Below are 15,275 nucleotides of genomic sequence, written 5' to 3' on the forward strand. Positions count from 1 at the left end.
AGACGGAAAGGAAGCGAATTAACCTGCACGGGTTAATTTAATGGATAATAATAAGGATTGGATACAATGCTGGGGCTAGCCTTGGCTTGTTTGTGTCCGTTTCAACTGGAAGGATGTATCTATGGTAGATAGAGAGCAAAGTTCGCAAGGTCTATACACGCCAGAACTAGAGCATGACGCTTGCGGTATTGGTTTTGTTGCTCACCTAAAGAACCGTAAATCACACCACGTTGTCACTCAAGCTCTGGATATGCTAGCGCGGATGGAACATCGCGGCGGTCAAGGTTGTGACCCATGTAGTGGTGATGGTGCAGGTATTTTGCTGCAAAAACCCCATGAATTTTTATTAGAGGAAGCCGTTAAACTTGGCATCAAACTACCTTCGTTTGAAAAGTATGGCGTCGGTGTGGTTCTGTTTCCTAAAGATGAGCACAAACGTGCGCAATGTCGAGATATTCTTGAACGCAATGCTAAACGCCTCGATCTCGATGTACTCGGTTATCGCGTTCTACCCACCGACAATTCAATGCTAGGGGCTGACCCATTAACTACCGAGCCACAATTTGAACATGTCTTTATCTCAGCAGGCCCTGGCGCTACACCAGAAGAGCTAGAGCGTAAACTTTATGTCCTGCGTAATTATACTGTTCGGGTTTGTTTAGAAAGCGTCTCAAATATTGGTGATGATTTTTACATCAACTCACTTTCTTATAAAACCTTGGTCTACAAAGGCCAGCTCACCACCGAACAAGTTCCACAATACTTTCTCGATTTACAAAATCCAACCATGGTGACAGCGCTCGCTTTGGTCCACTCGCGCTTTTCTACCAACACGTTCCCTAGATGGCGTCTCGCACAACCTTTCCGCTATATTGCACACAACGGTGAAATTAATACCGTACGCGGAAACTTAAACTGGATGAAAGCACGAGAAGCGATTCTTCAATCGAACCTCTTTACCCAAAACGAGATCGATATGTTGCTGCCAATTTGTCAAGAAGGCGCATCCGACTCGGCTAACTTTGATATGGTCTTAGAGCTACTGGTACTTTCAGGTCGCAGTTTACCTCATGCGCTGATGATGATGATCCCAGAAGCATGGCAGGAAAATAAAGCCATGGACCCGAAACGCCGTGCGTTTTATCAATACCACGCCAATATCATGGAACCTTGGGATGGCCCAGCATCGGTTTGCTTTACCGATGGGGTGCAAGTCGGCGCAACACTCGATAGAAATGGTCTACGTCCTTCTCGTTATACCGTAACTAAAGACGATTTTTTGATCATGGCTTCAGAATCAGGTGTAGTCGAAATTGACCCGGCCAATGTCGAATATCGTGGTCGTTTACAGCCGGGACGTATTTTTGTCGCTGATCTTGAACAAGGCCGTATTATCTCTGACGAGGAAGTGAAAGAGGGTATTGCCCACGCGCAACCTTATGAACAATGGGTCGAAGAAAACTTACTCAGTCTAAAAAAACTGCCCGATGCGGATAACGTCCATAGCCAACCATCACCAGAGCGCCTACTGCACCGTCAACAAGCCTTTGGGGTTAGCAGTGAAGAAGCAAACGATATTATCTGTACACTGGCTGAAACAGGTTACGAGCCTTTAGGCTCTATGGGTGCTGACTGGCCCGTTGCGGTGCTTTCTCATCAATCACAACATCTTGCTAATTACTTTAAGCAGTTATTTGCTCAGGTGACTAACCCACCGATTGATCCAATTCGTGAACGAATGGTGATGTCACTCAACACCTACATCGGCCGTGATCAAAACTTATTAGCGGAATCACCCGTTCACTGTCGTAAGGTGGAACTGGAATCCCCCGTGATCTCCAATGCAGAATTAGAAAAACTGCGAGCAATCGATAATGAACACCTACAAGCCAAAACGCTAGATATTGTGTTCCAAGCCAGCGAAGAACCCGGCAAACTAGAACGTGCACTAAAACGTATCTGTCAATATGCAGAAGATGCCGTGATTGATGGTTACTCGATCATTTTGCTAACGGATCGTGCCGTTAACTCAAACCACGCGGCTATCCCGGCCATGCTAGCAGTTGGTGCTGTTCATCATCACTTGATTCGAAAGGGATTACGCTCTAAATGTGGCATCGTGGTAGAGACTGGAGACGCACGCGAAACGCACCATTTTGCGACCTTAGTTGGTTATGGTGCAAATGCGGTCAACCCGTACTTAGTAGTAGAAACCATCGTTGATCTGCAGCGTCGTAATAAACTCAATGCCGATCTCCCACTCGAGAAATACTTCGAAAACTATCGTAAGGGAATCAACGCTGGCCTACTGAAGATTTTCTCTAAAATGGGCATTTCAACCCTACAGTCCTACCACGGCGCACAAATTTTTGAAGCCTTAGGGATCAGTAAAGCCGTTGTCGATAAATACTTCACCGGCACCATTACTCGTATTCAAGGCCTAACACTAGATGACATTGCCAAAGAAGTTGTTGTTCGTCATCGCATTGGTTATCCAATTCGTGACATCCCGCTGCAAATGCTCGATGTCGGTGGTATTTACCAATGGAAACAACGAGGAGAAAAGCACCTATTTAATCCTGAAACCATTCATCTGCTTCAGCAGGCAACCCGCAATAAAGACTATCAGCAATTTAAACAGTATGCGGCAGCCGTAGATAGCCAAGGCGACAAAGCTGTCACGCTGCGTAGCCAACTGGATTATATTAAAAATCCGGCCGGTTCTATTCCCATTGATGAAGTCGAACCGATTGAAAACATTGTAAAACGCTTTGCAACTGGCGCGATGTCATTTGGTTCTATCTCTCATGAAGCTCACTCAACCCTCGCTGTTGCGATGAACCGGTTAGGTGCAAAATCGAACTCTGGTGAAGGGGGAGAAGATCCCGCTCGTTTTATTCGTAAAGAAAATGGTGACTGGGAACGCTCTGCCATCAAGCAGGTCGCTTCTGGTCGTTTCGGTGTCACCTCTTACTACCTAACCAACGCTGATGAAATTCAGATAAAAATGGCGCAAGGAGCGAAACCCGGTGAAGGGGGACAGCTGCCAGGTGATAAAGTCGATGATTGGATCGGAGCGACTCGTCACTCGACGCCTGGAGTCGGCCTTATATCACCACCACCACACCACGACATTTATTCTATTGAAGATTTGGCTCAATTGATCTTTGACTTAAAGAACGCTAACCGTAAAGGCCGCGTTAATGTCAAATTGGTATCAGAAGCGGGAGTTGGTACTATTGCTTCTGGGGTTGCTAAAGCCAAAGCGGATGTGGTGCTGATTGCCGGTCATGACGGTGGAACTGGCGCATCGCCGATTTCATCGATTCGCCATACAGGGCTACCTTGGGAACTGGGTTTAGCAGAAACCCACCAAACACTACTGAAAAATGGCTTACGTAACCGTATCGTGGTACAAGCCGATGGGCAGATGAAAACGCCGCGCGATATCGCTATCGCCACGCTACTTGGTGCAGAGGAATGGGGTGTTGCAACCGCTGCGCTTGTCGTTGAAGGGTGTATCATGATGCGTAAGTGCCATAAAAACACCTGCCCTGTTGGGATAGCTACGCAAAACAAAACACTCCGTGAACGTTTTGATGGTCGTGTTGAAGATGTTGTTACCTTCTTCCAATATATGGTGCAAGGTTTACGCGAAATTATGGCTGAACTTGGCTTCCGCACCATTGATGAAATGGTCGGTCAAGTACAAAAATTGAAAGTCCGTGATGATATTGGCCATTGGAAATACAAAAACCTCGATCTATCGACCTTATTACACTTTGAACCACCACGAGAAACCGATGGTATCTATTGTCAAACGGCACAAAATCATCAGCTAGCGCATGTTCTGGATCGTCAATTAATCGAAATCGCCAAGCCCGCACTTGAACAAGGTCTGCCAGTCAACGCGCAATTCCCGATCATTAATACCGATCGCAGTACTGGCACAATGCTGTCAAATGAAATTTCAAAAGTGTACCAAGACCAAGGGCTACCTCAACCGATGCACGTGAAGTTTAATGGCAGTGCCGGACAATCTTTTGGTGCATTCCTAGCGAAAGGGGTCCATTTTGAGGTGGAAGGTGATGCGAACGACTATTGGGGTAAAGGGCTATCTGGCGGTACTTTAGTTCTCTATCCAAACCGTGCAGCAACCATCACAGCTCAAGATAATATTGTAGTCGGCAACGTCTGCTTTTATGGAGCAACCTCTGGTGAATCATTCATCCGAGGCTTAGCCGGTGAACGCTTCTGTGTCCGAAATTCTGGTGCAAGAGTTGTTGTCGAAGGCGTTGGTGATCACGGTTGTGAATACATGACGGGAGGGATTGCGATTATCTTAGGCTCAACCGGTCGGAACTTTGCCGCGGGAATGAGTGGTGGTATCGCCTACGTCTGGGATAAAACGGGGGATTTCCATCAAAAACTCAACTCAGAGTTGGTGGATCTCGATCCGATTGAACCAGAAGACAAAGCGTTATTAAAAGATATGCTCACTAAACATGTCCAATTCACAGGAAGTGAAGTGGCAAAAACGTTCCTAAACGATTTTGAACACCACTTAGCCTCAATCGCTAAAGTAATGCCAAGAGACTATAAGGCCGTCCTTCAAAAACGTCAGGAAGCCGCAGCGACAACGGAAGAAGCGGAGGCTATGTAAATGGGAAAAGCAACTGGATTTTTAGAGTTTGGTCGTGAACTGCCAAAAAAAATCGACCCGGCAGAGCGGATCAAAAACAACCATGAATTCGTTCTGAATCAAGAATTTGGAAATAAAATTAATCAGCAAGCAGCACGCTGCATGGATTGTGGGGTACCATTTTGCCATAGCGGATGCCCGATTGGTAACATCATTCCTGAATTCAATGATGCGGTTTATCGAGATAGTTGGGAAGAGGCTTGGCAAATCTTAAGTTCAACCAATAACTTTCCCGAATTTACCGGGCGAGTTTGCCCCGCTCCTTGTGAAACTTCGTGCGTACTCGGTATTAACCAAGATCCGATCACCATTTGTAATATCGAAAAAACCATCGTTGAACGAGCGTATCAAGCAGGCTATGCCAAACCGAAAACACCACGTTCACGAACGGGGAAAAAAGTCGCCATTATTGGTTCTGGTCCTGCTGGACTGGCTGCTGCAGAGCAACTCAATAGTGCGGGCCACCAAGTTACGGTTTATGAACGAGATGAAAAAGTCGGTGGGTTACTGCGTTTTGGTATTCCTGACTTTAAGCTAAGTATGGCGGTCATCGATCGAAAAATTGATCTCATGGCGGAGGCTGGCGTTCAATTTGTCGTCAATACTCACGTCGGTATCGACATCAATGCTCAGCAATTACGTCAAGAGTTTGATGCTATCTTACTGACTGGAGGTTCAACCGTTCCTCGTGATCTTCCAATCCCTGGCCGTGAACTAAAGGGCGTTTATTTTGCAATGCAATTTCTCGCGCAAAATAACCGTCGAGCAAACAACATGGATCTAAAAGGTGAAGAGATTCATGCTAAAGGGAAACATGTGGTGGTGATTGGTGGCGGTGATACTGGCTCTGACTGTGTTGGTACCTCTAATCGTCATGGGGCTGCAAGCATTACCCAAGTAGAAATCATGCCGATGCCACCAGAAAAGCGTCCTGCTAATATGCCTTGGCCGCAATATCCGATGATTCTTCGCACCTCCACTTCGCATGAAGAAGGGTGTGAGCGTCATTGGAATATTCTCACTAAAGAGTTTATCGGTAACGATAAAGGTGAAGTGACTGCCTTACGCATTGCAGATATTGTTTGGCAAGACGCCGCTTCCGGTCAACGCCCAGAGTTTAGTGAGGTGGCGGGAAGTGAACGGGTCATTCCTTGTGATATGGCTTTCCTTGCCATGGGCTTTCTTCACCCAGAACCGCAAGGTGTGCTTGCTCAACTTGATATCAAGCTTGATGAGCGCGGAAACGTCGCCACTCAAGATTTTGCAACGAACCAAAAAGGCGTATTTGCCGCCGGAGATATGCGTACCGGGCAATCGTTAGTGGTTCGTTGTATTAATGAGGGGCGAGAGTCTGCTAGAGCAGTGGACGCCTTTCTGATGGGAAATACTCACCTTGAAGCAAAAGCCGATTCATTAATGCTCTCTGCTTAATCAAGCCTTCCCACTGCACTTAATATCGCAGTGGGTTCGTCGCTTTCCTGTTCATCCTTTCTAGCTTGGCTAACGTTAACGTTAGCCTTTTTTATTTGCTTACGTCTCATCACCTAGGGTCTGTTGACATACGTTTAACAAGTGTGAGCTAAGTTGAGGATATGCATCACCGGTTACCCGCTACGATAAATATCCGCTATGATTACTCTTTGTTCTGGATAGGAAAAGATCGTGAAACCATGGATCATGATCGGTTTGCCGATACTACTGACCGCCTGTAGCCAAGGAATTTCAGCCAATATGATTGACCGAACCTCAACCCCTTGTGGCAATAAACCCAATTGCGTATCAACTGAAGAACAACGAAGCAAATTTGCTATCGCTCCTTTTATTTTACGTCCGGGTGTGACACTTGATCAGATCGAACGTATTGCTTTAGCTCTCCCCGGTTCAGAAACCGCAGTAAAAACAGACTATTATTTACGTATCGAGTGCACAACTCGTATTCTACGTTTTGTGGATGATTTAGAACTGAAATTAAACGGCGATCAACTGATCGTCCGTTCTGAATCTCGAGTAGGATACAGTGATTTTGGCGTGAATCGTAGAAGAGTGGAAGCATTGAGAGAAAAGCTAAACGCTGCCGGTATGTTACTGTAAACCTTTAATTGAGTAATATATCTAACCATTCTCGCTCAAACCACAGACAACATGGTAAACTTTGGCCGTTTTATTTACTGATTAAGAGATATTGTATGAAAATTGGCATCATCGGTGCGATGCAACAAGAAGTCGCGATTTTAAAAGACACTCTCGAACATAGCCAAGAGGTCAATAAAGCGGGTTGTACCTATTACGTAGGCGAACTACATGGAGCCGATGTCATTGTTCTACAATCAGGCATTGGTAAAGTTTCCGCTGCCATTGGTACGGCGCTGTTGCTGAATGACTACCAGCCCGATGTGATCATCAATACAGGATCAGCCGGTGGATTTGACTCCAGCCTGACGATGGGTGATGTCGTGATTTCCAGCGAAGTTCGTCACCATGATGCCGATGTTACCGCTTTTGGCTATGAAATGGGCCAAATGGCAGGCCAACCCGCAGCATTCATAGCCGATGAAAAATTAATCACCGTGGCCGAACAAGCATTAGCATTCATACCGGGCAAACACGCGGTTCGCGGATTGATCTGTACAGGTGATGCTTTTGTATGCACTGAAGAGCGTCAAAACTATATTCGTCAGCACTTTCCTTCTGTAGTTGCGGTGGAAATGGAAGCATCGGCAATTGCCCAAACCTGCCATCAATTTCAGGTTCCTTTTGTTGTGGTGCGCGCTATTTCTGATGTTGCGGATAAAGCCTCGCCCCTGTCATTCGATGAATTTTTACCCCTTGCTGCACAAAGCTCATCTGAAATGGTGGTAAAAATGGTTGAAATGCTGAACAAGTAACCCAGCTCTCATGGACGAACTTTCCACTTTTTTCAATGCCAATAGCGCGCTACTGATCATGTGGGGCGCATTGTTATTTCACTGGGTATTACCCATACCTCATACGGCTCATCCAGTGACGCTATGGCATAAATTTGCCGAGCTACTTGCCCAAAAGGTCAATACGCCCAGCAGCTATCAACAGAATTTAATTTCTGGCACCTTAGCTTGGCTGTTGATGGTTATTCCAACTATTCTACTGTGTATCGCCTTAAAACCATTGGTTTGGCACCCTCATTTATTTGAACTCGCATTACTACTGTTAGCCTTAGATTGGCGAAGTTGTGAAAAATTCACCCAACAGATGAGCGAGGCTCTATCAAATGAAGATAAAAAACTCGCCCGCCGTTTACTCATTCCTTTTGTTAATCGAGAAACTGACACCCTATCGTTATTGGGTCTTGGTAAAGCCAGTGTCGAAACCTTGATCATGAGGTTAGGGCGTCATCTAATCGGCGTGCTTTTTTGGTATGCCATTTTGGGAGGTACGGGAGCCTTTATCTATCGATTAATGGTAGAGTTAGCTCGCTGTTGGTCCCCTTCACGATCACAATTTCATCCCTTTGGATTACCTATTATTCGGATGGTTGCTGTCCTCGATTTTATTCCGCTACGAGGCTTCGCGCTGTTAATTCTCATGGGTAAACAGGCAAAACCAATACTTCAAGTGACGTTAATGCAAAGCCGCTCTTGGCCATTACCTGGCCCGGGTTGGCTGCTGTGCGCCGTAGGAAATAAATTACAATTATCGCTTGGTGGCCCCGCCATTTATGGTCAACAAAAAGCCATTCGGGCTAAAATCGGCGGACGTATTGCTCCAGCCAGCCTTCATCTGCAACAGGTTTACCGTCTACTTAGCCACAGAGTTTGGATCTGGATTGCACTACAAAGCCTCCTCTTATTGATCATTCATCAAGGCTTCTAAATGAAACGCCTCTTACTGTTTTGTTCACTATTACTGACTTATCCTTGCATAGCATCCGCCGCTGAGCGCATTATCAGCTTAGCCCCTCATGCAACCGAATTAGCATTTGCTGCAGGTCTTGGTGACAAACTGATTGCGGTTAGTGAATTCAGCGACTATCCCGAGCAGGCCAAAATGCTTCCAACCGTTGCCAATTTTCAAGCAATCAACATTGAACGCATTGTCCGTTTACAACCGGATCTCGTTATTGCTTGGCCTGAAGGTAATGCCCTCCGCGAGCTAGAAAAACTGACAAGGTTAGGTATTCCGATCTTTTACTCGCACCCCAAGCAATTACTTGATATTGCGGATGAAATCGAGCAGTTAAGTCATTATGCAAAAAATCCTGCCGTGGGTCTGCAAGCCGCGAAAGACTTTCGCCAACAGCTTGACCAGTTACATCAACGGTATGCTCATCTCGCTCCAACTCGCTATTTTTATCAACTCAGCGAAAAACCCATCATCACCTTGGCACAGAACAACTGGCCCAGCGAGATTTTTCGTATTTGTGGCGGAGAAAATGTCTTTCAAAACAGTCCCTCGCCTTATCCACAGGTCAGTATCGAGCAAGTATTACTTGCACAACCTGAGGTTATTTTCACCTCTCAACATGCTATGCGTGATGGCACCATGTGGAACAAGTGGCGTGAACAACTGATGGTGGGCAAACCGTCGTACATTTGGCCACTCAACCCCGACTGGCTTAACCGTCCTACCCCAAGGACGCTCATGGCTATCGAACAGGTTTGTGGATACTTTGAACAAAAACAGGCCCCTTGATATCGCCAAAGTATTTGCTAAACTCGGCGACCAACTCATCTCTCCTGAACAATAAACCAGGAATGTAAAGCGAGCGATTATAAATTGGATACTTCACTGCTCTACCTTATTGATATGTTTGGCACCGCAGTGTTTGCCATTTCTGGCGTACTACTGGCAGGACGACTCAAGATGGATCCATTTGGTGTGGTGGTTCTGGCCAGTGTAACTGCAATTGGCGGTGGTACCATACGCGATATGGCTTTAGGGGCTACCCCTGTCTTTTGGATTACCGATACCACGTACTTGTGGGTAGTATTCATCACCTGTTTATTGACTATGTTGGTCGTTCGTCGCCCTAAACGATTATCTTGGTGGATACTTCCTGTGTGTGATGCAATAGGATTAGCCGTATTTGTCGGTATAGGTGTCGAAAAAGCATTGATCTACCAAGATTCAGCATTGATCGCCATCATTATGGGCGTAATTACTGGTTGTGGTGGTGGCATTATCCGTGATGTACTTGCTCGTGAAATTCCCATGATTCTTAGAAGTGAAGTTTACGCCACCGCCTGTATCATCGGCGGTTTGGTACATACTTGTGCCTTAAACTTAAACTATGACAGCTCCACCGCCTTTCTCTGCGGAGTAACCTCAACTCTAGCCATCCGCTTAGGGGCTATTCGTTGGCACCTTTCGTTGCCAACCTTTGCTATTGGTAAATAATTTCGGATAGAAAAAGTGATTAACGACGACGGATAAGCGGGTTTCCGTTCATTATATAATCGAGTATTATGGGCAACCCATTCCTACTTTTCATGAGATGATGCTACTCGAAGGAATCGAAACATTACTGGTTCTCAGTAAAGAGAAAACCATGAGCCGCACAGGAAGCCAGCTCTACATCAGCCAATCTGCGGTCAGTAAACGTATTGCTAACCTAGAAAATAAGCTAGGTAAAAAGCTGATTATGCCTGCCGGACGCTATATCAAACTTACCGCTGATGCAGAGCAGTTGATTGCCAATATCGGCCCAACTTTTAATGCATTGCATGGCTTAATTTTCGATCAGCAAGCTCTAGAAGATAGCACGCCGCTTCGCATGGATTGCTCAGAAACCTTAGTCGCGGGCTATCTCGCTGAAATAATGGGACGCTATCAGAAACAAGATCCACACCTTGTCATTACCACTAACCATACTCCAAGGATTGTCGAACATGTTCAATCGGGTAAAGCGACCTTAGGCTTCTGCGCAGGTTATCTGCCTGCTCATCACGGTTTACTAACCTTTCATTTAGGCGAAGAACCTTTTACCATCGTCAGCAAAGAAGCATTGCATTCACTGCCTAGCAAACTTATCACCAATGATTTAAATAATCCGGCTAACACTTACCAAGCCGCTATCTTACATAAGCAAGGCATTCGCTCAGCGATGGAGATGGACTCTTACACCGCCGCTGCACAACTGGCACTCGGTGGTATGTTACCCGCCTTAGTGCCACACTCCATGGTAAGAATACTGAAGATTGCCCCTCAATACTGCTTTCATTTTCAAGAATTAACCGAGCTAACTCGCCCCATCCATATTTGTTTACGTGCCAACCGGTATCGAAACACTAGAGTCCAAACATTGATAAAAGCGCTATATGATGCTGTTCCCAAAGCAGTTTTAGCGCCATCATCATCGACATAGTAATGACCAAAGGCCGGATCCAACGCTGGCCTTTGGTGATCACCACTTTTGCTCCCATACGAGCACCGATAAATCCGCCAACAGCCATGGTTAAGCCAATCTGCCAAATCGGCAGACCGGCGATTAAGAAAAAGATCAGCGCCGCAATATTCGAGGTAAAATTGAGCACCTTAGTACGTGCAGTCGCTTCAACTAATCCTAATTGCCCCAAAACGACAAAACAAACCGTAAAAATCGATCCGGTACCTGGCCCAAAGAAACCATCATAAAAACCGATACCCCCACCAATCATCAAGGCAAATACGGCTTCAGAAAGAGCTTTACGCCGATGAGGTTGTGTTTGTGGGGCCAACAAAAAATACAGTGAAATAGCAATCAACAATAAGGGAATAAGGCTGGTCAACAACGATGCATCAATATACTGCACAGCTTCTGCACCAAGCGCCGCGCCGACAAAAGAACAGGCAATGGCTAAACGCATCGCTTTTAAACTCACGAGGCCTTGGCGCACAAAATAGAAAGTCGCCGAAAAGCTACCAAATGAGCTTTGCAGTTTATTGGTGGCCAAGGCTTGGGTTGGTGGCACCCCAGCAGCAAGTAAAGCTGGCAATGTCAATAAACCACCACCACCGGCCATTGCATCAATAAATCCCGCAATGCCTGCTACTAAAAACAGCAGGCCCAATATCTCTAGTGAAAATTCCATTTCTTATCAACGCATTAAATAATAAAGACCAACCATAGCACTGCTGCAAGGTTCAAAACAGCGAAACACAAGACGAGAACCTATTCTTATTTTTCATCAATTGAAAAATAAACCTAAACCACTGAGCATGATAGGTAGACAGCAAATGGCTGAGATTAAATAGATGTAGGTACACGATATGCGCGAAAGATAAACAGACCCTAGGCAAACAAAAAGCCCGCTTAATTCAGCGGGCAATTAGGTCAGCAATAAAGCCTGAACACGTTATTTTAACTACGGGTTAGGCTAAGCTGGCTTTTACTTTTTCATGCAACTCCTGTACGGAAGTCACCGATGCTTTGGCATCTGCAGTATGAGACATACAGGTTGCAAACGCTGCATTCAAAGTGGTGGTATAGTTTACTTTTTCGGCTAATGCACCACGACGTAACACTTTTGAGTCTTCAATTGCTTGACGACCTGCTGCCGTATTCACAATGTAGGTGTACTCATTGTTTTTGATCCGATCAAGAATATGTGGACGCCCTTCATGAACTTTATTTACCAAACGAGGGTTAATCCCAGCTTCACCCAAAATGACCGCAGTACCATGTGTCGCATCCAGTTTATAACCTAACTTAATCAACTTAGAGGCTAAATCGACCACTCGCTCTTTATCTTCTTCACGAACGGATAATAATGCTCGGCCACTCTCAGGATACACATTGCCACAACCAAGCTCAGCTTTAGCAAACGCTTCCGCAAAAGTAGCACCAACCCCCATCACTTCACCAGTTGAACGCATTTCAGGGCCAAGCAATGGGTCAACGCCTGGGAATTTATTAAAGGGAAGTACCACTTCTTTGACCGAGTAGTATGGCGGAATAATTTCTTTGGTAAACCCTTGTTGCTCTAGAGATTGCCCTGCCATAACCCGAGCTGCAATCTTGGCCAATGGTGCTCCGGTCGCTTTGGAAACAAACGGCACAGTACGCGCAGCTCGTGGGTTGACTTCAATCAGATAGACTTCGTTATCTTTTACCGCAAATTGAGTATTCATTAAGCCACGCACACCAAGTTCAAATGCGAGTTTTTCCACTTGCTCACGCATTTTATCTTGGATAGCTTGGCTTAATGTGTAAGCTGGTAGTGAACAAGCTGAGTCTCCCGAGTGAACACCCGCTTGCTCAATATGCTCCATAATGCCACCGATGACGACGCGTTCACCATCACAAATCGCATCGATATCGACTTCCGTTGCATCGTCGAGGAAACGGTCAAGCAGAACCGGAGACTCATTAGAAACACTGACGGCTTCATTAAAGTAGCGACGCAGATCTTGTTCGTCATAAACAATTTCCATAGCCCGGCCACCTAAGACATAAGAAGGGCGAACCACCAGAGGAAAACCGATTTCTTTGGCTTTATCCACCGCTTGATCAAGTGCGGTCACAGTGGCGTTTTCTGGCTGTTTAAGCCCTAAACGCTCAACTGCCTGCTGGAAACGCTCACGGTCTTCCGCACGGTCAATCGCATCTGGGCTGGTACCAATAATCGGTACGCCAGCGGCTTCTAAAGCGCGCGCAAGTTTCAATGGTGTTTGTCCACCATACTGAACAATCACGCCTTTCGGTTTTTCAACGCGAGCAATCGCCAATACATCTTCTAAAGTCACAGGTTCGAAATATAAACGATCTGAGGTGTCGTAATCGGTTGAAACCGTTTCTGGATTACAGTTGACCATGATGGTTTCATAACCATCTTCACGCAGTGCAAGTGAAGCATGAACACAGCAGTAGTCGAATTCAATCCCTTGTCCTATACGGTTTGGCCCCCCACCGAGAACCATGATTTTTTCACGATCGGTTGGATTCGCTTCACACTCTTCATCATACGTTGAATACATGTAAGCCGTATCTGAAGAAAACTCTGCCGCACAGGTATCGACACGTTTGTAAACCGGGTGAATGCCAAACTGATCACGCAGACGACGGATTTCAGTTTCAGCAACACCTAACAAGGTCGATAGACGCGCATCAGAAAAACCTTTACGTTTCATTTTGCGCAAGACATCAGCATTTAAGCCAGCGAAACCACCCGCTTTGATCTCTTGCTCCATTTTGACCAGTTCTTCAATTTGCACTAAGAACCAACGATCAATATTGGTCAAGTTAAAGATGCCATCAACAGAAAGACCAGCACGGAAAGCATCTGCGATATACCAAATTCGCTCCGCACCCGCTTCTTTTAACTCTTGACGAATTTTCGTCAATGCATCGGGGGCATCAAGATCCACCATTTCATCAAAACCATTAACGCCCACTTCAAGGCCACGCAATGCTTTTTGCAGTGACTCTTGTTGGTTACGGCCGATGGCCATCACTTCTCCAACCGATTTCATCTGAGTGGTTAAGCGGCTATTAGCCCCTGCAAATTTTTCGAAATTAAAACGGGGAATTTTAGTCACAACGTAGTCAATGGTAGGCTCAAATGACGCCGGTGTTGCACCACCCGTAATGTCATTCATCAACTCATCTAAGGTAAAGCCAACCGCCAGCTTCGCTGCCACTTTAGCAATAGGGAAGCCCGTCGCTTTTGAGGCTAAAGCTGAAGAACGAGAGACCCGAGGGTTCATCTCGATGATCACCATACGGCCATCTTTCGGATTAATACCAAACTGCACGTTCGAGCCACCCGTTTCAACTCCAATTTCACGTAACACGGCTAGCGATGCGTTACGCATGAGCTGATATTCTTTATCAGTGAGGGTTTGTGCTGGTGCAACTGTGATTGAGTCCCCCGTGTGAATTCCCATTGGATCGAAGTTTTCAATCGCACAGACAATAATGCAGTTGTCGTTTTTATCTCGCACCACTTCCATTTCATATTCTTTCCAGCCGATCAGTGATTCATCAATCAACAGTTCGTTGGTCGGGGAAAGATCCAGCCCTCGGCGACAAATTTCATCAAACTCTTCTTTATTGTAAGCAATACCGCCGCCCGTACCGCCCATCGTAAAGGAAGGACGAATAATGCAAGGAAAACCCACCATCTCCAAAACTTGGTAAGCTTCTTCCATCGTTTTTGCCGTATCCGCACGAGGGCATTCAAGCCCAATGGATTTCATGGCCTTATCAAAACGTGAGCGATCTTCTGCTTTATCAATCGCATCAGCGGTTGCCCCGATCATTTCGACTCCGAACTCAGCCAATACACCGTGCTTTTCTAGTGCCAGCGCACAGTTCAGCGCTGTCTGACCGCCCATGGTTGGCAAAATAGCATCTGGACGTTCCTTTTCGATGATCTTACGTACCACTTCCCAGTGGATCGGTTCAATATAGGTTGCATCCGCCATTTCTGGGTCTGTCATGATGGTTGCTGGGTTAGAGTTAACTAAAATAACTCGATACCCTTCCTCGCGCAGCGCTTTACAAGCTTGTGCACCTGAGTAGTCAAACTCACAAGCCTGACCAATAACAATCGGACCTGCACCTAAAATAAGAATGCTCTGAATGTCTGTACGTTTTGGCATTATTTACTACTCCAAA

Annotated in this window: 10 protein-coding genes; 8 read left to right on the forward strand and 2 right to left on the reverse strand. The window is 45.9% G+C overall.

From position 1 onward, the window contains the following. Positions 1–121: 121 nt before the first annotated feature. From gltB to CAG57_RS08930, 8 genes are all read left to right on the forward strand, one after another. The gene (gltB, locus tag CAG57_RS08895) at positions 122–4,663 is read left to right on the forward strand and encodes a glutamate synthase large subunit (protein ID WP_161428553.1); all 4,542 of its coding nucleotides are present in this window, start codon (positions 122–124) and stop codon (positions 4,661–4,663) included. Continuing rightward, positions 4,664–6,133, forward strand: coding sequence for a glutamate synthase subunit beta (locus tag CAG57_RS08900; protein WP_161428554.1), 1,470 nt, complete (start codon positions 4,664–4,666; stop codon positions 6,131–6,133). It begins immediately after the preceding gene. 300 nt (positions 6,134–6,433) lie between these two features. After that, positions 6,434–6,793 (forward strand): DUF1499 domain-containing protein, encoded by a 360-nt coding sequence (locus CAG57_RS08905; RefSeq protein ID WP_099612029.1) that lies wholly within the window; start codon positions 6,434–6,436, stop codon positions 6,791–6,793. Between the two features lie 95 nt (positions 6,794–6,888). Then, the gene (gene mtnN, locus CAG57_RS08910; RefSeq protein WP_161428555.1) at positions 6,889–7,587 is read left to right on the forward strand and encodes a 5'-methylthioadenosine/S-adenosylhomocysteine nucleosidase; all 699 of its coding nucleotides are present in this window, start codon (positions 6,889–6,891) and stop codon (positions 7,585–7,587) included. Positions 7,588–7,597: 10 nt separating this feature from the next. Beyond that, positions 7,598–8,551, forward strand: a complete 954-nt coding sequence (locus CAG57_RS08915) for a cobalamin biosynthesis family protein (RefSeq protein WP_099611832.1) — start codon at positions 7,598–7,600, stop codon at positions 8,549–8,551. Then, positions 8,552–9,370, forward strand: a complete 819-nt coding sequence (btuF, locus tag CAG57_RS08920) for a vitamin B12 ABC transporter substrate-binding protein BtuF (protein WP_099611831.1) — start codon at positions 8,552–8,554, stop codon at positions 9,368–9,370. 84 nt (positions 9,371–9,454) lie between these two features. Beyond that, positions 9,455–10,075 carry a TRIC cation channel family protein gene (locus CAG57_RS08925; RefSeq protein WP_099611830.1) on the forward strand — a complete coding sequence of 207 codons (621 nt, stop codon included), beginning with the start codon at positions 9,455–9,457 and terminating at the stop codon, positions 10,073–10,075. Between the two features lie 100 nt (positions 10,076–10,175). Then, complete coding sequence (locus CAG57_RS08930; RefSeq protein ID WP_099612028.1) at positions 10,176–11,042, forward strand: LysR family transcriptional regulator; 867 nt, start codon at positions 10,176–10,178, stop codon at positions 11,040–11,042. On the opposite strand, the gene CAG57_RS08935 is transcribed toward CAG57_RS08930, so the two are convergent. Both CAG57_RS08935 and carB read right to left on the reverse strand, forming a co-directional pair. Then, complete coding sequence (locus CAG57_RS08935; protein ID WP_161428557.1) at positions 10,966–11,748, reverse strand: TSUP family transporter; 783 nt, start codon at positions 11,746–11,748, stop codon at positions 10,966–10,968. The two genes, CAG57_RS08930 and CAG57_RS08935, sit on opposite strands and share 77 nt — an antisense overlap. Before the next feature lie 280 nt (positions 11,749–12,028). Then, the gene (gene carB / locus CAG57_RS08940) at positions 12,029–15,259 is read right to left on the reverse strand and encodes a carbamoyl-phosphate synthase large subunit (RefSeq protein ID WP_161428558.1); all 3,231 of its coding nucleotides are present in this window, start codon (positions 15,257–15,259) and stop codon (positions 12,029–12,031) included. Between the last annotated feature and the right edge of the window lie 16 nt (positions 15,260–15,275).

The organism is Vibrio sp. V30_P3S12P165 (genome assembly GCF_009904905.1).
Lineage (GTDB): Bacteria > Pseudomonadota > Gammaproteobacteria > Enterobacterales > Vibrionaceae > Vibrio > Vibrio fujianensis.